The following is a 17,274-nucleotide window of genomic DNA, read 5'->3' as shown; positions in this document are numbered from 1 at the left end:
ATAAAAGCAATATTTATAATACATGTTTTAAATGTTGTCACATTTAGCACTTTCTCGAACAGTTTTTGTCTAAAATGTGTTACGATGATACAAAACTCTATTAGGTTTAGAGGTCGTCCAAATGAAACTTACGAATTATACAGATTTCTCATTAAGGGTACTCATTTATTTAGCTTCGAGAGAAAACAATGAACTGTCAAATATTCAGCAGATTGCCGATATTTATGGCATTTCGAAAAATCACCTGACAAAGGTAATTTACCATCTAGGAAAACGTGGTTATGTAGAAACGATCCGCGGAAGAAATGGTGGGATTAGGCTGGGGAAAAGCCCAGAAAGCATTAATATTGGTGAGGTTGTCCGCTATACAGAGGATGATTTAGTCATGGTTGAATGCTTTGATCCGAAGAAAAACAGCTGTATTATCTCCCCGATTTGTTCATTAAAGCACGTACTTCATGAAGCACTTACTGCTTATTTACGCGTTCTTGACCAATACACATTAAATGATTTAACACAAAACAAAGATGCTCTAAGAGAGCTTCTGCTCTAAGGCGAAAGAATTTATTTCTTTCGTCTTTTTCTTTACCTCCTTGTAATAATAATTTATTTAAAATTATTATAAATAAATATTGACTATCATGTTTGATTCAATATAATTAGGGTATATAGATTGCTAGAAACCATTTTTTGTTTACAGGAGGAGAAAAAGAATGACAAATTCTAATCATAAAAATTTGACAACGAATCAAGGCGTGCCAGTTGGCGATAATCAAAACTCTAGAACTGCTGGTCACAGGGGACCTTCATTTCTTGATGATTACCATTTGATTGAAAAACTTGCACACTTTGACCGTGAACGCATTCCAGAGCGTGTCGTTCATGCAAGAGGCGCCGGCGCTTATGGTGTATTTGAAGTAGAAAATAGCATGGAGAAACATACAAGAGCAGCCTTCTTAAGTGAAAAAGGAAAACAAACAGACGTTTTTGTCCGTTTCTCAACGGTTATTCATCCTAAAGGTTCACCTGAAACATTACGTGACCCTCGCGGCTTCGCAGTCAAATTTTATACAGAAGAAGGCAACTATGATCTAGTTGGGAACAACTTGCCGATCTTCTTTATTCGTGATGCACTCAAATTCCCTGATATGGTTCACTCTCTCAAGCCAGATCCTGTAACAAACATTCAAGATCCTGACCGTTATTGGGATTTTATGACGTTAACACCTGAATCCACTCATATGCTCACATGGCTCTTCTCTGACGAAGGTATTCCTGCGAACTACGCTGAAATGCGCGGTTCTGGTGTTCATACGTTTAGATGGGTAAACAAATACGGAGAAACAAAATATGTGAAATATCACTGGAGACCATCAGAAGGCATTCGCAATTTATCAATGGAAGAAGCTGCAGAAATTCAAGCAAACGACTTCCAGCATGCGACAAGAGACTTGTATGATCGTATTGAAAAAGGAAATTATCCAGCATGGGATCTTTACGTTCAGCTTATGCCGCTCAGTGATTATGATGAACTAGATTATGATCCATGTGATCCGACGAAAACGTGGAGCGAGGAAGATTATCCGCTTCAAAAAGTGGGCCGCATGACACTGAACCGCAATCCAGAAAATTTCTTTGCTGAAACAGAGCAAGCTGCTTTCACGCCAAGTGCCCTAGTACCAGGAATTGAAGCATCTGAAGACAAACTGCTTCAAGGTCGTCTGTTCTCTTATCCTGACACGCAGCGTCACCGCCTAGGTGCAAACTACATGCGCATCCCAGTGAACTGTCCTTATGCGCCTGTTCACAATAACCAACAGGATGGCTTTATGACAACAACTCGTCCAAGCGGTCATATTAACTATGAACCAAACCGTTATGACGATCAGCCAAAAGAAAACCCTCACTACAAAGAAAGTGAACCGGTTCTTCACGGTGACCGTATGGTGAGACAAAAAATCGAAAAACCAAACGATTTCAAACAAGCTGGAGAAAAATATCGAAGCTACTCTGAAGAAGAGAAACAAGCATTGATCAAAAACCTGACAGCTGACTTGAAAGATGTAAATGAAAAAACGAAATTACTTGCGATCTGCAACTTCTATCGTGCAGATGAAGATTATGGACAGCGTTTAGCGGATTCACTCGGTGTGGATATTCGCTCATATCTTCAAGGAAGCATGAAATAAATCTTCTTTTCAGCTGGAGCACCTCTTTTTAAAAGAGGTGCTTTTTTATAGCCGAAATACGTTAATACTAATCAAATGACCCGTCACCGGATGAAAGTAAATTTCTGCATGTGCTGCAAATCGTGTGGAGCCTTCCTTCACGGTCACGCGAAACACATCTTTTGTTTGTTCTTCATTCACTTGTGTACGTCCAATGTAATGATAATCGTTTAAAGCGGCGCCTTCATATTCATCTTGGAAGGCAGTATACGCAAGTCTTTCCCAATTCTCTGCCGGCTGCACAGCTGCTTGTGAAGATGGATGAATCATCAGACTGCCAAATAAAACAATTCCTGCTGCAAAAAGCATCCATAATTTCGGGTGCATGATATCAATATTCTCACTTTCATGTCTATTTTGTTTAGGTTTTGCTGGTTGATTCTTTTTCATACATCAAGCATTTATTCAGCCTATAATTCCCGGTACCCTGTTTATGCAGACACCAACTTTTCCCCTGAAAAAGTCGATCTGATCCGAGCAAACTAAGTAAGACTTCTCAAGGGAAAGGAGAAGGTTTAATGAATGTGGCAGATTATGATAAGGCACTTTATTATACGCATCGCTCGCAATGGGATAATTTACTTATTCTTATGGTCCGTACGCAAGATGATTTGCTCTCGAAACGTATTGAGCATTTCTTACATGCGTATCAATTTAACCGGAACGATGCAGATGTTGAAAAATGTTTATATGGACTCCTGCAGTATATCGACCATGCTTCAGAAGCTGCCGTTGCTGAAGCATATGCTGAACCAATGTACACATAAAGAAAAAGGCTGATTTTCTTTCAGATTGTTGACATAGGGCTAGAATGAACTTTATTTTAGCTCTTTGTTTTCACCCTTTTACTGACCGCCTTTCATAAAGAAGAAAAGACTTCATGATAAATACTCATGAAGTCTTTTGAAATGTCCACCATGACTGTTACAACAGCTCTTTCGGCTGATTTTTTTGATAATCTACCGCATATAGAGCGGCCTGAGTTCGATCTGCCAGCTCTAACTTTGATAACACATGAGACACGTGAGTTTTCACAGTCTTTTCAGAAATAAAAAGCGATGAGGCAATTTCTTTGTTACTTTTCCCTTTCGCAATCTCAAATAAAACATCACGTTCCCTATTGGTCAACTCGTTCATCAGGGCCCATTTTTGCTCTTTAGGTTCAGTTAGATGCTGGACAAGAAACGCTGTAATATGACCATCTAGCTGGTACGTACCATTTTGCACCTCAATCATTGTCGTGAGAAGCTTTTCAGGTGCTACATCCTTGAGCTGATAAGCCTTCGCTCCCGCTTGGATAGCAGGGATCACATAGTCCTTATCTGCATAGCTTGTCAGAATGACAATGCGGACATCCGGCATATCCAGCGTCATTTGCTTTGTCGCCTCAATCCCATTCATTACAGGCATAGAGAGATCCATCAAGACAATGTCAGGCTTTGTCTGCCTCACTACCTGTAGTGCCTCTTCTCCATTGGATGCTTCACCAACGATGTCCACATCTGGCTGGGTTTGCAAGAAAAAGACCAGCCCTTTTCTGACAATGTGATGATCATCTGCAATGACTACCCTCATGACAATCCCTTCCTTTCTTGAGAAAATGGTACTTTCACATCAATCGTCGTTCCCTTCCCTAGCTCAGAATTGATGCAAAATGTACCTCCTGCTCTTCGGATACGGTCAGCCATCCCTTTCAGCCCAAATGAAGGAAGACTCATTTGTTCATCATACTGAAATCCCTTTCCCTGATCGATGATTTTCATACCAAACGTATCTCCTGATTGCTCCAGTTTGACCTCTACTTTCTCAACGCCCGCATGCTTTTGGCAATTATTTAGAGCTTCTTGGCATACGCGAAATAAAGTCTCGTGCTTTGAATGATCTATTTCCATACAGCCTGATAAAGACAATGAACAATTTAAACCTAAAAGCTGTGCATACTCTTCAATCGCTGTTGTAAATCCTTTTTCAAGCCCTTTTGGTCTTAACTGCCAGATGAGTGATCGCATTTCAATGAGGGCATCTTGTGATAAATGCTGAATAAAATCAATCATCTCACCTAATTTTTGATCACTTGTCATTTGACGCGCTGCCTTTGCAGTCAAACTCACGGAAAACAGCATTTGATTCACAGAATCGTGTAAATCCTGCGCAAGCCGGTTTCGTTCTTCTAAAAGTGCATGCTGCTGCTCATTTTGCACAAGTTTCATGCGCTGAATAGCCGTACCAATTTGCAGTGCAATACTTTCAAGCAGATTCAGCTCCTCCTGTGTAAATGTGACCTTCCCTTTTGCCGCCACATTTAATAAGCCAAACGTACGCTTACATGCTTGGAGCGGAACGGTTGCATGATGGGTAATTCCTTCTGTATCTCCAAGCTTTTGCTCAATGGCCGTTTCAATCCGTTTACAATTGATGATATTGGTAGCTGATTGCAGTGAGCCTTTCGTGTAGCGGTTGATGCAATAGCAATCGTTTTGACACATCAATTGCTTTCGATCCTTTGCCAACGCTTCAGGTAAGCATACTTCTGCCATTAGTTCATACGATCCGTCTTCTTCTATAAAATAAATCCATGCTGTTTGAAAGCCTGTCACTTCCATAAGCATATGAAGCACTTCATGAAGCGTTTCCTTCATTTCCATCCCTTCATTTAGCTTTTCAGCAATTTCTTTTAACGTTTTTAATGTTTTGACTTTTTCTTGGTAATCTCCCATCGTGTGTACCCCCGGCTTTTACTACCTCTCTTATCAATATGTTGATTATACCATGAGCATCTGTGCGGCTCTTTCTCAAAAAGGATGATTTTTTCTCATCCTTTTGACTGAGAAAAAGCCATCATGCATGACATGATGGCTTTGTGATATTTTATTTAGCTGTTTCTTCCACAATGTCATAGACGACTTTCATGACTTCTTCTGATAAGTGTTTCAGCTTTTCTTCGCTGTCTGTTAACGATGTGCCTTTGACTGCAATATAAAATTTGACTTTAGGCTCCGTACCAGAAGGTCGTAAACAAAACCATGAGCCATCTTCAAGGAAATATTTCAGGACGTTTGATTCCGGCAGATGAATCGTTTCTTCTTTCTTTTCAGCCACAAGGTGCCTTTGACTTGATTGATAATCCTCAATGACCGTAATGCGCTGACCGGCGATAGAAGCTGGCGGGTTTGATCTAAAGGTATGAAGAATAGCAGAAATCTGCTCTGCTCCTACTTTCCCCTTTAAGGTTAATGACTTTAACCCTTCTCTGTAAAATCCAAATTCCTTAAAAATATCAACAAGCGCATCATATAATGACTTCCCTTGTTTCTTATAAAAGGCTGCGACTTCAACTGCTAATAACGCCGCTTGAACTGCATCTTTATCTCGTGCAAAATCACCGATCAAATAGCCGTAGCTTTCTTCATAGCCAAATTGAAACGTGTATTCTCCGCTTTCCTCGAACTGCTTGATTTTTTCTCCGATAAATTTAAAGCCAGTGAGCGTATCAATCGTGTCAGCTCCAAATGCTGAGGCAACAGCACGCCCAAGCTCACTTGTCACAATCGTTTTCATCACAACAGGGCGAGGCGGCAGCTGACCTAGTTTTTGTTTTTCAGATAATAAATAATGAAGTAGTAAGGCGCCTGTTTGGTTGCCGGTCAAAACGGTAAATTCACCATCATGATTTTTCACAGCGATACCTAATCGATCTGCATCTGGATCTGTCGCAATCAAAATATCAGCATTTTGCTTTTCGCCAAGCTTGATGGCGTATTCAAAAGCGGCATGCTCCTCTGGATTTGGAGAAGTGACCGTCGAGAATTGCGGATCTGGTTTTTCCTGTTCAGGTACAACCGTCACATGCTTATAACCAAAGGCCTGAAGTCCGTTTCGGACAGGTTTATTCGCCGTCCCGTGAAGCGGGGTAAACACCACTTTGACATCGACTTCTTTTGCAAGCTCAGGGTGCACACGAATCGTTTTTAATTTTTCCATATACGCTTGATCGATTTCTTCACCAATCATGCGGATCAAACCATTTTGCTTCAATACTTCTTCTGATTCCACTGAAATGGCTAATTCATTTTCGATGGCATCTACTTCTTTAATGACTTGATCTGCTTCAAATGGGGGCATTTGGCCTCCATCTTCTCCATAAACTTTATAGCCATTATATTCTGGCGGATTGTGACTTGCTGTCACAACAATCCCTGCAAAGGCATTCAGTTCTCGAACTGCAAAAGAGAGTTCTGGTGTCGGACGCAGTTCGTCAAATACGTATGTTTGAATGCCATGTGAAGCAAGTGTTTTGGCCGCTTCCATCGCAAATTCAGGAGATTTATGGCGTGAATCATAGGCAATGGCGACGCCTCTTTTTTTTGCATCCTCTCCATGTGCTGCAATATACGCAGCAAGACCAGCAGATGCTTTTCGAACAGTGTAAACATTCATTCGGTTCGTTCCAGCACCAATTTCTCCGCGCATTCCTCCAGTACCAAACTCAAGGTTTTTGTAGAAGCAGTCTTCAAGCGCTTGATGATCATCTTGATGTGCCTCCAGCCATTCCCTTAGCTCAGTATCCAGGTGCTTCTCATTGATCCAACGCTCATAATTCGTATTCCAACTCATGGTCGTCCTCCCAGCTCTTATCATCAATAAAATAACATCTACTGTTATTTTATATGGAATTATCCTTCATGTCATGTTATATCATGAACATATGAAAAAACGATGAACAAAATAAAAAAAGCCGATACACGATCGGCTTTTTACTTATTCAGCATCAAGCGGTACGACTGCTTCATGGAATAGTCGGTCTAATTCAGTTTGATGTTTCTGTTTTGTCGCTTCATCCCAGCCAAAACGATCTGCCATATAGTCAACAACAGGCTGTGCATACGTTTTTGCCCAATTGATATTAAATAATAGGCTGCCTGTTCTTCTCAAGAAGAAATCGACAGGTGTAACAGCCAATTCTTCTTCGATCGCATAGACAAGTTCAGCCAACACATATGCGGGAATATTTCGTTTGTCTGCTTCCCCTTGAAGCTGCTCTACACGCTTGAAGACATTGCTGACGTTTGAGCCATATTTCTCAGCTAATTTTTGTGCAATCGGTTCTGTCAAACCAACGGATGCTCCTTCTGCCGTTTTCGCTTGAACAAAGGATGCCATATTTTTTGAACCGCCTACATGCCCGCCTGAAATTGGCATATGTTTCGTTTTACATGGTCCGAAATCTTTTCCAGTTTCCTCTTTAAGTCCATCATGTACAAGATTCACAATGTGTTCAGCCATTTTACGGTAACCTGTTAATTTACCGCCAGCAATCGTGATTAAGCCTGAAGATGATGTCCATACCTCATCCTTACGAGAAATTTCTGAAGGATCTTTGCCTTCTTCATGAATGAGTGGACGAAGACCAGCCCAGTTAGATTCAACGTCTTTCTCTGTAATGTTAAGATCTGGGAACATATATTGAATGGCTTTGATCACGTAATCACGATCTGCTTTTGTCATACGCGGATGTTCCAGCTGTTTTTTGTAAACGGTATCTGTTGTTCCCACATACGTTTTTCCTTCTCTTGGAATCGCAAAGACCATTCGTTTATCAGGTGTGTCAAAGTAGATTGCTTGTTTTAATGGGAAAACAGATTGGTCAAATACTAAGTGAATTCCTTTTGTATGTTGTAAATGTTTCCCCTCTTTTGAGTGGTCCTTGTCTCTTAACTGATCGACCCATGGACCTGTCGCATTGACGATTTTTTTCGCATATACATCGTATGTTTTTTGCGTCATCACATCTTCAATGACAACACCGACAACTTTGCCTTTATCATAAATAAATTCTTTTACTTTCGCATAGTTGACCGCTTCTGCCCCGAATTTCACAGCCTCTTTCATGACTTCAATTGTCAGGCGTGCATCATCTGTACGGTATTCAACATAGTAGCCCCCGCCTTTTAAGCCATCCTTTTTCACAAGCGGTTCTTTTGCAAGTGTCTCTTTCGCACTTAGCATACTTCTGCGTTCACTATGCTTAACGCCAGCTAAAAAGTCATATACTCTAAGTCCGATTGAAGTTGAAAACTTACCGAATGTCCCGCCTTTATGCATCGGAAGAAGCATCCATTCTGGCGTTGTCACATGAGGACCGTTTTCGTATACGATGGCACGCTCTTTACCGACCTCTGCGACCATTTTCACTTCAAATTGTTTTAAATAACGAAGTCCGCCGTGTACAAGTTTCGTTGAGCGGCTAGACGTACCTGCTGCGAAGTCCTGCATTTCCGCAAGACCGACACGCATTCCGCGTGAAGCCGCATCAAGTGCTGTACCAGCGCCAGTAATACCCCCACCAATGATAAACACATCATATGGTTTTTTTGTCATGTCCTGAAGCATTTGTTCTCTTTCGAAGCTAGAAAAAGTCATCTCTTGTTCCTCCCATGTTGTACGGTAAAGAAAAAGAGACCGCAAACACCCAAAGCGTATTTCTACACTTCGGTGCTTGCGGTCTCTCCAGTTCTCCAACCGTTCTATTAACTTACTTGAAGTATACCATACTTTTTGTTTATTTGAAAGCTTGAGCTGCTTTTACAGCCTTTTTCCACCCGCTGTATAACGAGTCACGGCTGTCTTCTTCCATTTTAGGTTCAAAGCGCTTGTCAAGGTTCCATTGTTTTGCAATGTCTGAACGGTCGTTCCAGAAGCCAACTGCTATTCCCGCAAGATAGGCCGCACCGAGTGCCGTCGTTTCATTAATTTCTGGACGTTCTACTGGTACATCGAGCAAATCACTTTGGAAGCCCATTAAGAAATCATTCTTTACAGCCCCGCCATCGACACGTAATGTTTTAAGTGAGATGTTTGAATCTTTTTCCATCGCATCTAAAACATCTTTCGTTTGATAAGCAAGTGATTCTAACGTTGCACGAACAAAGTGCTCTTTAGAAGTACCGCGTGTTAAACCGAATACAGCGCCTCGGACATCACTATCCCAGTATGGTGTGCCTAAACCAACGAATGCTGGTACGACATATACGCCGTCTGTTGACTCAACGCGCTTAGCATAAGCTTCACTGTCTTTTGAGTCTTTAAACATTCTAAGTCCATCACGCAGCCACTGGATCGCTGAGCCAGCAACGAAAATACTTCCTTCTAAAGCATATTCAACTTTGCCGTCAATGCCCCATGCAATCGTCGTTAACAATCCATGATCTGACTTAATTGCTTTTTCCCCTGTATTCATCAACATGAAACATCCTGTACCATATGTGTTCTTCGCCATTCCTTCTTCAAAGCAAGCCTGACCGAATAACGCAGACTGCTGATCTCCTGCCGCTCCTGCAATCGGAATATTTTTACCGAAGAAGTGATAGTCTGTTGTTTCACCATAAATGTGTGATGATGGTTTGACGTCTGGCAGCATGGAAGCTGGAACACCTAAAATATCAAGTAGTTCTTCATCCCATTTCAGATCGTAAATATTGAACATTAACGTTCTTGATGCATTTGAATAATCTGTCACGTGTGATTGACCGCCAGTCATTTTCCAAATGAGCCATGTATCGATTGTGCCAAACAGCAAGTCACCATTTTCTGCTTTCTCACGAGCACCTTCGACATTGTCTAAAATCCATTTCACTTTAGTACCTGAGAAATAAGCATCAATGAGTAGACCCGTTTTATTTCTAAACGTTTCATCGTGCCCTTGCGCTTTTAGCTCATCACATATACCAGATGTTTGTCGTGACTGCCAAACAATTGCATTGTAAACGGGTGCGCCTGTATGTTTATCCCAAACGACAGCTGTCTCACGCTGGTTCGTAATTCCGATACCGGCGATTTGATCTGCTTCAATTCCTGATTCGATTAAAGCAGTTGAAATAACTGATAGAACAGAGCTCCAAATTTCATTTGCATTGTGTTCTACCCAGCCTGGGTTCGGAAAATATTGATTGAATTCCTTCTGAGCTGTATGGGCAATTTTACCTTCTTGATCAAATAAGATCGCTCTTGAGCTTGTTGTCCCTTGATCTAATGCGAGAATATATTTTTCTTTTGCCATGATGTTTTCCTCCCCTTACATACTTTCATTGACAGCATTTGTCTGGTTTTTCGTAGAAACATAGAGTCCTAACAATACCACAACTAAAATAACGCTTACAATCCAAAAGGCTGGTGTGACGTTCGCTTTAAAGGCTGCATTATAGAAAACACCGCCAAATGCACCGCCCAAAATTGGACCAACAACAGGAACCCAAGCATATTTCCAATTTGATGGACCTTTACCTGGAATCGGCAGAATGGCATGTGCGATTCTTGGACCTAAATCACGTGCAGGGTTAATTGCGTAACCAGTTGTACCACCTAATGAAAGACCAATTGAGACAATTAAGAAACCAACAATCAGCGGATTGACTCCGTCTGCAAATTTATTTGCACCAATCGCTAAAATTCCTACCACCAATACAAATGTACCAATGACTTCACTGAGCACGTTTGCAAAAGTATGCGGAATCGCAGGACCAGTTGAGAATACGCCTAGTTTTGCACCTGGATCGTCTGTCGCTTTCCAGTGTGGTAAGTAATGTAAGAAGACAATAATAGCTCCGAGTAATGCGCCAAGCATTTGACCGACAATATACAATGGAACATCAGCCCAAGGAAAACTTCCTTCTAATGCAAGACCTATTGTCAGCGCCGGGTTTAAATGTGCACCGCTAATTCCTCCAGTGGCATAAGCTGCAATCGCTACTGCAAATCCCCATCCGAAAGCGATTACAATCCAGCCGGACTGGTAAGCGAGCGATTTCTTTAAACTGACTGCCGCACACACACCGCCTCCGAAAATAATCAGAAGCATTGTACCAACGACTTCACCCCAAAATGGTGTCATGAAAAATTCCTCCTCTGGTTCAGTTGCCATCCCCTATAAATGTGTAGAAAAGATAAAGAAAAAAGATCCACAACAAACATACTTTACATCAGGGTCATTTGTCACCTAGTAAAGCGTCGTTGTGGATCTCCGTTTCTCCATCACATGATATTAACTTAGTGCTATAGTAACAGAGGATGAAAACGTTGTCAATCAATTTTCACATTTTATCTTTTTCACTTTTGGAACGCTTTCCAAAGCTCTGTATTCGATGTGGTGACAGCTGTCGCCCCTGCTGCAAGTGCCCTTTCTACATCTTCTTTTGTTCGGATAAATCCTCCTGCAAATATTGGTATTCCAGCTCTTTCGCGCACTTCTGTAATTAAATCTGGCACGACACCCGGCAATACTTCAATAAAATCTGGACGATGTTTCCCGACAAACTCCATGCTTTTTTCCATCGCACTTGTATCAAGTAAAAACATTCGCTGGATGGCATATACCTTTTTCTGCTTGGCTTTTACTATGACAGAAGACCTAGTAGAAATAATGCCAGCTGGTTTCATTTCCTGACAAATAAATTCCGTTCCGTACTCATCATGTTTGATTCCGTGAATGAGATCGACATGGACAAACATTTTTTTATGATGCGCATTCGCCTCATTCATGATGCCCTTAAGCCGCCCTAAGTGAACATCCAGTAAGACCCCATATGTAAATGGACTTTTTAAAAATTCCTCAAATTGCTTCATATTGCGAACAGCAGGTAGAATGGGTTGATCATGAAAACTCATATGCCGTCTCCTTCTCGTGTGTATTGGTTCTATCTTCTCCTTACAGTAATAGAATCGCATGTTTTTTTCAATACACCTAGTGTACCCATTGACCATTCAGCCTAGCAGATCGATTCAGACCTGATCCTTTCAGGGCATAGAAAAAAGCAGAGAAATCTCTCTGCTATAATTGCGCCATGCTTTCTTTTAAAGTATGAATAATGAATGAGGCGTCTTCATCAGTGATATTTAGCGGTGGTGCGAGCTGTGCCACGTTATTATAGCCAGCCACTGTATCGCCATTTTTCCCGATGATCAATCCTCGTTTTTTACATTCTGCAATCAATTGACCGACTACACTTGGATCAGCTGGCTTTTTTGACGCCTGATCCTGCACAAGCTCAATCCCAAACAGCAGGCCTTTTCCTCTCACATCACCGACAAATGGATGCTCTTTTAACTCTTGCAAACGTTCGAGCATGTCTTGGCCAAGCGTGCCTGACCGCTCCACTAATTGCTCGTTTTCCATGATGTCTAGGTTAGCAAGTGCCACCGCACAGGAAGCAGGGTGACCGCCAAATGTATTCACATGCCGTAGCCTGTCATACGTATCTTCTCCTGCATACGCTTCATAAATGTCTCGTTTCACGCACGTTGCAGATAGCGGTAAATATCCACTTGTGATCCCTTTTGCCATGGTGATGATATCTGGCTTCACTTCCTCATGCATAAATCCAAACCGCTTTCCTGTCCGGCCAAATCCGCAGATGACTTCATCTACAATGAGAAGCGCTCCATGGGCTTCACAGATATCTTTGACCTTCTTCAAATACCCTTTTGGCGGCATTAGGATACCTCCGCCCGTAATGATCGGCTCCATAATGACCCCAGCTATCGTCTCACTTAGTTCCCACGTCATGGCCTGATCTATTGCCGCAGCACTCGCCAGATTCTCTTGATCCTCAGGATGACGATACATATCAGGCGGTGCGACATGGATAAACCCCTGCCCTAACGGTTCATATTTGTACTTACGCTGCGCTTGACCCGTTGCGGCTAGAGCTGCTGCTGTGTTGCCATGATACGATCGATATCGGGAAATAAATTTTGTGCGTGTACTCTCTCCCTTTTGCGCATGATATTGTTTGGCAATTTTAAATGCCGCTTCATTCGCTTCAGAACCACTGTTAGAAAAGAAGATCACATAGTCCCCGTCTAGCCATTCATTGAGCTTCTCAGCCAGCTGAATCGCTGGCACATGGCTTTGTGTCAGTGGGTAGTAAGGCATCGTATTTAATTGCTTATACGCCGCTTCTGCAAGCTCTTTACGTCCATATCCGGCATTTACACACCACAGTCCTGACATTCCGTCTAAATAACGATTTCCATGAATATCTGTCACCCATGCGCCTTCTGCCTCATGAATCACCATACTTTCATTTTCTTTGTTTGTCCCTTTCATATGATGCCAAATGAACTGATCATCTTTCGCCTGAAGATCTTGTGCGTTATGTGTTTTCATCTTCCCACGCCCCCATGTATCCGTTTTCATCATAAAAGAAACTTAAACCGGTCCTGCATATGACCTCTCCATTCATTATATGGATAAAAAGTGAGGCATATGAAACTGAAACAAGACCGCTCGTGTCGTTACTCTCATTATAAAAAAGGGGCCAGACACATTACATTAGACAGATCGTCAACTGATTGAAAAGAACCATGAGACACTCTACTTGATCCCTTAGCAAATCTAACATATACCATTAATGGCGATTCCCCTGTAAAAATTCATAAGCAAGGATCGCAAATTCAAGCGCTTGACGTTTTGGCGCTTGCATCATATCCTCACCAAGTAAAGCATGAAGCTTATCCAATCTGTGATAAAGCGTCTGCCTCACAATATAGAGCTGGCTTGCGGTTTCTTTTTTAGAACCGTTTGTCTGTAAAAAGATATTCAGCGTCTGATAGAGCCTGCCGCTATTTTGTTTATCATATAAAATCACCGGCTCTAAATACTCTTTCACCATGCATTCTAATAACCCGCTTTCTTTCATGACAGGCATCAACCGAAGCATATGTAAATCTTGATAAAATGGGCTTTTTATCCGTTGCGGCATCACTTTCTTTAAATGCAGCACTTCTTTCGCTGCTTGAAAACTTTTTCTCATGCGCTGAAATTGCTCACAATATGAACCGATTCCATAATTGATGGCTGCCTCGCCGGGCTTCTCACGGTCATATAATTGCGTGATGTCGTTTGCCGCTTTTTCTGCACGCTCTTTCCAGTCCTCAACTTTTCTTGTATTCAATAAAATAAATAAGGTTTGTCCTTGATGCTCGTACACAATCAAATAGAAACCAGCACGCTGAAAAATAGAACGGCAAGAGACAAGAAAATAAAGATTCCCTGCGATTTCTTCTATTTGGTGGTTTTTTTGAAAGAGCATCACCACACAGCCGGTCGGTTTTTTCAGTCCTTCTGTTTCCTCAAGGTGTTCTATGATTTCTCTTTCTGTATGCTCTTCATGAAACCATTTTTGCAGCCATTCATTCTCTTTTGTCTTCTTCAGCTCTTCTGTATACAGCTCTCTTAAAGTTTGCTGGGCAAGGGCATTCGCTCCTTTATCCATCACAAGCAGTTCAAATTCCGAGAGCGTGTTCGATTGATGAATGAGGACGAGGTCTGCAAAGGTTTGTTTGAGTGCAAGGACTTGTTTTTGCGTCACTTCATATCCTTTTGGTAATGAAGCATACTGCAAATAATTCATCACAAGCTCTTCTGTTTGTTTGGATGAATCACATAAAATAATCGGCTCACCTTGAACAGGGATCAGCAGTAGTATCCCTCTCACGTGCTGATACACTTGATCCAAAATATCCATCTGCGGATGAGGAGTCAATAAAAGCTCATTCAACTTGGACGACAGTGTTTCTAAATCCGCCATCATCTGATACTGACGCTCAATCATCATCGTATGGAGATGCTGTGTAATATTGACGAACTTCACTTCTTTTGTAAACAGAATAAGCGGAAAATCACGTTCTTCTGCATAAATAATCAGTTCTTCCGGTACATCAAACCGGAGCGGTACAAATTCAATACATAGTCCAGCCGCACCTGAGTCAATCAACTGCCTTAAAAACGCCTGAAAGACTTCCAATTGATCATGGAAGCCTGCGGCCGTCGTTAAGATCAGCTCGCCTCCATTTAACAAATCCTCTACAGCAGGCACTTCAAGTACATGTACCCATTTTACCTGCCGAAACAATCCCTTTTCCCCAGCTAACACTTTCGCATGCGTAAAATGCTTCGTTTTTAACACATCACTTACTTGAAAATGAACATCTACATTCATTCATAAGTCCCCCTTTGTTTGCCGTCCCCTATCCCAGAGGGTGCATGGATAAAATCCATAATAAAACAGGTAAAGTCACAATACTTAAAATCGTACTGAGAAACGTCGTGCTTGAGACAAACTCAGGCTTCGTTCGAAATTGCACAGCCATCAGTGTTGTATTCGCCGCTGTCGGCATCGCTGCAACTAAAATCATAATTTGTTTCACCAAATCATCTACAGGTAAAATAAGTGTAAAACCAAAGGCGATGAGAGGTGAAATAAACAGCTTGAGCAGCACCGCATAGGAAATATTGCGATAATCCACTTGTTTAAAAGAAATCACTGCGAGCTGCATACCTAAAATCAGCATAATCGTTGGTATCGCTGCATCCCCGACCAGCTGAACACCTGTCATAAGCTCTTTAGGTAATGAAAGGTCAATGAGCTGAAATAATAAACCAAGAAGAGCCCCGTAAGCAACCGGCATACGCAGCACTTTTTTTAGAACGACCTTCAAGTCTCCCGCGTCCTCTCCACCTTTTGCTGCATAATACATGCCGATCGTACTCATGACGAGCTGCTGAAGGACCATTAGCACAATCGCAATATCTAAACCAGCTGCTCCAAAAACAAGAAGGACAACAGGCGTGCCGTAATTTCCATTATTCATAAATGCTGATGACAAAATCATGGCACAATACGTTTCATTCGAATACCCGTAAATTCGAGATAAAATGAAGACACATAAAACAAGTGAAAGACAAAGCCCTACGACAAATATAGATAAGTACACATAGTCCATCGATACTTTATTTTGATAAAAGGTTTCAAACGCAAGAAAAGGTGACATTAAATATAAAGACATTGATGAGAGCGTATGTATATCAAAACCAATTGTCTTCTGCCCAATATACCCTATAAGGAATATGCCGAACACTGGCATTAAGACAAGTAAAAACTCCATGCAGCACCTACTTTTCTCTAGATGAATTCCTTATTTTTTACCCTCTTATCATACCACTGATCATCAATAAAAAAGAAGCACCCTTATGAAAGGTCGCTTCTCTCCTCATCCATATAAAACACTTCCCATAAATGACCATCACGATCCTGAAAGCTCCAGCCATACATGAAATCATGGTCTTGTTTTTCCTTAAACGGTGAACCACCAGCTGCGATCGCACGCTCTACAAGCTCATCAACCTCTTCCCTCGTCTCGACCTGTAAAGAGATAATGACCTCTGCGCCATTTCTGGCATCTACCAATTCCTTCTCTGAAATGGATTGGAAATGCTTAAGTGATAACAGCATGACTGTGATCGTCTCATTCATCACAAAACAAGCAGCATGTTCATTCGTCAGTTCTTGTTGAAAGTCAAAACCTAGCTGTTCAAAGAAATCCTTTGACTCATTTACATGCTTAACCGGCAAATTGATATACAGATGTTTAGATTCTCGCCCCATATCCCTCTCCCTTTGTAAAACATCATTTCCATTCAGTATATTCGTCTTTTCATTTGGCATCCCTTTGTCGCATGAAAAAATAAGCGGTAAGCCCCATTACCTTATTTTAACAAAAATGTATAATAAATCTCGTGCACAATACTAAATGAACTAGGAGGTTTTCTTAATGAAAACAATCGCAAAATCTTTGATGCTCTCCACCTCTGTCCTTTTATTCGCTTCACCTATTACACAAACAGCTGATGCTGCATCTATTCAAACGAAGCAGGTGACAGCAGAAAGTGATTTTCAGCTTCCTTCAACAACAGACACCATTAAACAAAACATCGAACAATCTTTCCAAAAACAAGAAAAGTGGCTACAAAAATTAGAAGTGATTGCCGGACAAGAAAAACGCGAACAATTTGAACAGTTTTTCAACCAGCATGTAGGACCTGATTTAAAAGATCTTTTAGAAGAGCCTGCTCTTACATGGAAACAAGTAGAAAAAACGATTTATCAATCTCTTGTCAAATCAGACGTTCCATTTTTAGCTGCCAAAAGCATTGCCCACTTTGCTACACTCGCATTAAAGAAAATGTAAACATAAAGAAAAGCGCCTCGCA

General features: G+C 41.4%; 16 protein-coding genes. 4 read left to right on the top strand and 12 right to left on the bottom strand.

The features are described 5' to 3' along the window. Positions 1-121: 121 nt before the first annotated feature. Together AC0VYC_RS04735 and AC0VYC_RS04730 are read left to right on the top strand one after the other, a co-directional pair. Complete coding sequence (locus AC0VYC_RS04735) at positions 122-553, top strand: Rrf2 family transcriptional regulator (RefSeq protein WP_041507532.1); 432 nt, start codon at positions 122-124, stop codon at positions 551-553. Between the two features lie 160 nt (positions 554-713). Beyond that, positions 714-2,189, top strand: a complete 1,476-nt coding sequence (locus AC0VYC_RS04730; RefSeq protein WP_024719958.1) for a catalase — start codon at positions 714-716, stop codon at positions 2,187-2,189. Positions 2,190-2,234: 45 nt separating this feature from the next. Here AC0VYC_RS04730 and AC0VYC_RS04725 read toward each other — a convergent pair whose 3' ends face one another. Next, positions 2,235-2,618, bottom strand: coding sequence for a YqzG/YhdC family protein (locus AC0VYC_RS04725; RefSeq protein WP_135009104.1), 384 nt, complete (start codon positions 2,616-2,618; stop codon positions 2,235-2,237). 128 nt (positions 2,619-2,746) lie between these two features. On the opposite strand from AC0VYC_RS04725, the gene AC0VYC_RS04720 reads away from it, so the two are divergent. Beyond that, complete coding sequence (locus AC0VYC_RS04720; protein WP_008349000.1) at positions 2,747-2,995, top strand: YhdB family protein; 249 nt, start codon at positions 2,747-2,749, stop codon at positions 2,993-2,995. Between the two features lie 157 nt (positions 2,996-3,152). On the opposite strand, the gene AC0VYC_RS04715 is transcribed toward AC0VYC_RS04720, so the two are convergent. The 11 genes from AC0VYC_RS04715 to AC0VYC_RS04665 form a co-directional block, all read right to left on the bottom strand. Continuing rightward, on the bottom strand, positions 3,153-3,803 hold the full coding sequence (locus tag AC0VYC_RS04715; RefSeq protein WP_007497084.1) for a response regulator: 651 nt from the start codon (positions 3,801-3,803) through the stop codon (positions 3,153-3,155). Next, on the bottom strand, positions 3,800-4,945 hold the full coding sequence (locus tag AC0VYC_RS04710) for a GAF domain-containing sensor histidine kinase (protein WP_041507534.1): 1,146 nt from the start codon (positions 4,943-4,945) through the stop codon (positions 3,800-3,802). The genes AC0VYC_RS04715 and AC0VYC_RS04710 overlap by 4 nt, the downstream gene beginning before the upstream one ends. Positions 4,946-5,096: 151 nt before the next feature. Further along, positions 5,097-6,842 carry a phospho-sugar mutase gene (locus tag AC0VYC_RS04705; RefSeq protein ID WP_047946630.1) on the bottom strand — a complete coding sequence of 582 codons (1,746 nt, stop codon included), beginning with the start codon at positions 6,840-6,842 and terminating at the stop codon, positions 5,097-5,099. A 144-nt stretch (positions 6,843-6,986) separates the two neighbouring features. Then, positions 6,987-8,648, bottom strand: a complete 1,662-nt coding sequence (gene glpD, locus AC0VYC_RS04700; RefSeq protein ID WP_475389560.1) for a glycerol-3-phosphate dehydrogenase — start codon at positions 8,646-8,648, stop codon at positions 6,987-6,989. Positions 8,649-8,787: 139 nt separating this feature from the next. Then, positions 8,788-10,284 carry a glycerol kinase GlpK gene (glpK, locus tag AC0VYC_RS04695; RefSeq protein ID WP_268372505.1) on the bottom strand — a complete coding sequence of 499 codons (1,497 nt, stop codon included), beginning with the start codon at positions 10,282-10,284 and terminating at the stop codon, positions 8,788-8,790. Positions 10,285-10,299: 15 nt separating this feature from the next. Beyond that, entirely contained in the window at positions 10,300-11,115 is an 816-nt protein-coding gene (locus tag AC0VYC_RS04690; protein WP_475389557.1) for an MIP/aquaporin family protein, read from the bottom strand. 215 nt (positions 11,116-11,330) lie between these two features. Continuing rightward, the gene (locus AC0VYC_RS04685) at positions 11,331-11,888 is read right to left on the bottom strand and encodes a glycerol-3-phosphate responsive antiterminator (RefSeq protein ID WP_017360356.1); all 558 of its coding nucleotides are present in this window, start codon (positions 11,886-11,888) and stop codon (positions 11,331-11,333) included. A gap of 163 nt (positions 11,889-12,051) precedes the next feature. Further along, positions 12,052-13,389: an aspartate aminotransferase family protein gene (locus AC0VYC_RS04680; protein WP_047946631.1), complete on the bottom strand. Its 1,338-nt coding sequence runs from the start codon at positions 13,387-13,389 to the stop codon at positions 12,052-12,054. Positions 13,390-13,630: 241 nt separating this feature from the next. Beyond that, the gene (locus tag AC0VYC_RS04675; RefSeq protein WP_047946632.1) at positions 13,631-15,223 is read right to left on the bottom strand and encodes a PucR family transcriptional regulator; all 1,593 of its coding nucleotides are present in this window, start codon (positions 15,221-15,223) and stop codon (positions 13,631-13,633) included. A 28-nt stretch (positions 15,224-15,251) separates the two neighbouring features. Beyond that, positions 15,252-16,169, bottom strand: coding sequence for an AEC family transporter (locus AC0VYC_RS04670; protein WP_007497064.1), 918 nt, complete (start codon positions 16,167-16,169; stop codon positions 15,252-15,254). Between the two features lie 83 nt (positions 16,170-16,252). Beyond that, a complete protein-coding gene (locus tag AC0VYC_RS04665) occupies positions 16,253-16,669 on the bottom strand; it encodes a VOC family protein (RefSeq protein ID WP_024719950.1) in 417 nt (138 codons plus the stop codon). 166 nt (positions 16,670-16,835) lie between these two features. Here AC0VYC_RS04665 and AC0VYC_RS04660 point away from each other — a divergent pair, with 166 nt between their 5' ends. Further along, the gene (locus AC0VYC_RS04660; protein WP_326242517.1) at positions 16,836-17,252 is read left to right on the top strand and encodes a hypothetical protein; all 417 of its coding nucleotides are present in this window, start codon (positions 16,836-16,838) and stop codon (positions 17,250-17,252) included. Positions 17,253-17,274 lie beyond the last annotated feature (22 nt).

Source organism: Bacillus sp. iso_77, from assembly GCF_056173625.1.
This window is presented reverse-complemented; position numbering and strand designations above follow the sequence as displayed.

Excerpts from the sequence above, each read along its gene's own strand:
- AC0VYC_RS04735 (WP_041507532.1), top strand. The coding sequence starts at position 122 with ATGAAACTTACGAATTATACAGATTTCTCATTAAGGGTACTCATTTAT.
- AC0VYC_RS04730 (WP_024719958.1), top strand. The coding sequence starts at position 714 with ATGACAAATTCTAATCATAAAAATTTGACAACGAATCAAGGCGTGCCA.
- AC0VYC_RS04725 (WP_135009104.1), bottom strand. The coding sequence starts at position 2,618 with ATGAAAAAGAATCAACCAGCAAAACCTAAACAAAATAGACATGAAAGT.
- AC0VYC_RS04720 (WP_008349000.1), top strand. The coding sequence starts at position 2,747 with ATGAATGTGGCAGATTATGATAAGGCACTTTATTATACGCATCGCTCG.
- AC0VYC_RS04715 (WP_007497084.1), bottom strand. The coding sequence starts at position 3,803 with ATGAGGGTAGTCATTGCAGATGATCATCACATTGTCAGAAAAGGGCTG.
- AC0VYC_RS04710 (WP_041507534.1), bottom strand. The coding sequence starts at position 4,945 with ATGGGAGATTACCAAGAAAAAGTCAAAACATTAAAAACGTTAAAAGAA.
- AC0VYC_RS04705 (WP_047946630.1), bottom strand. The coding sequence starts at position 6,842 with ATGAGTTGGAATACGAATTATGAGCGTTGGATCAATGAGAAGCACCTG.
- glpD (WP_475389560.1), bottom strand. The coding sequence starts at position 8,648 with ATGACTTTTTCTAGCTTCGAAAGAGAACAAATGCTTCAGGACATGACA.
- glpK (WP_268372505.1), bottom strand. The coding sequence starts at position 10,284 with ATGGCAAAAGAAAAATATATTCTCGCATTAGATCAAGGGACAACAAGC.
- AC0VYC_RS04690 (WP_475389557.1), bottom strand. The coding sequence starts at position 11,115 with ATGACACCATTTTGGGGTGAAGTCGTTGGTACAATGCTTCTGATTATT.
- AC0VYC_RS04685 (WP_017360356.1), bottom strand. The coding sequence starts at position 11,888 with ATGAGTTTTCATGATCAACCCATTCTACCTGCTGTTCGCAATATGAAG.
- AC0VYC_RS04680 (WP_047946631.1), bottom strand. The coding sequence starts at position 13,389 with ATGAAAACACATAACGCACAAGATCTTCAGGCGAAAGATGATCAGTTC.
- AC0VYC_RS04675 (WP_047946632.1), bottom strand. The coding sequence starts at position 15,223 with ATGAATGTAGATGTTCATTTTCAAGTAAGTGATGTGTTAAAAACGAAG.
- AC0VYC_RS04670 (WP_007497064.1), bottom strand. The coding sequence starts at position 16,169 with ATGGAGTTTTTACTTGTCTTAATGCCAGTGTTCGGCATATTCCTTATA.
- AC0VYC_RS04665 (WP_024719950.1), bottom strand. The coding sequence starts at position 16,669 with ATGGGGCGAGAATCTAAACATCTGTATATCAATTTGCCGGTTAAGCAT.
- AC0VYC_RS04660 (WP_326242517.1), top strand. The coding sequence starts at position 16,836 with ATGAAAACAATCGCAAAATCTTTGATGCTCTCCACCTCTGTCCTTTTA.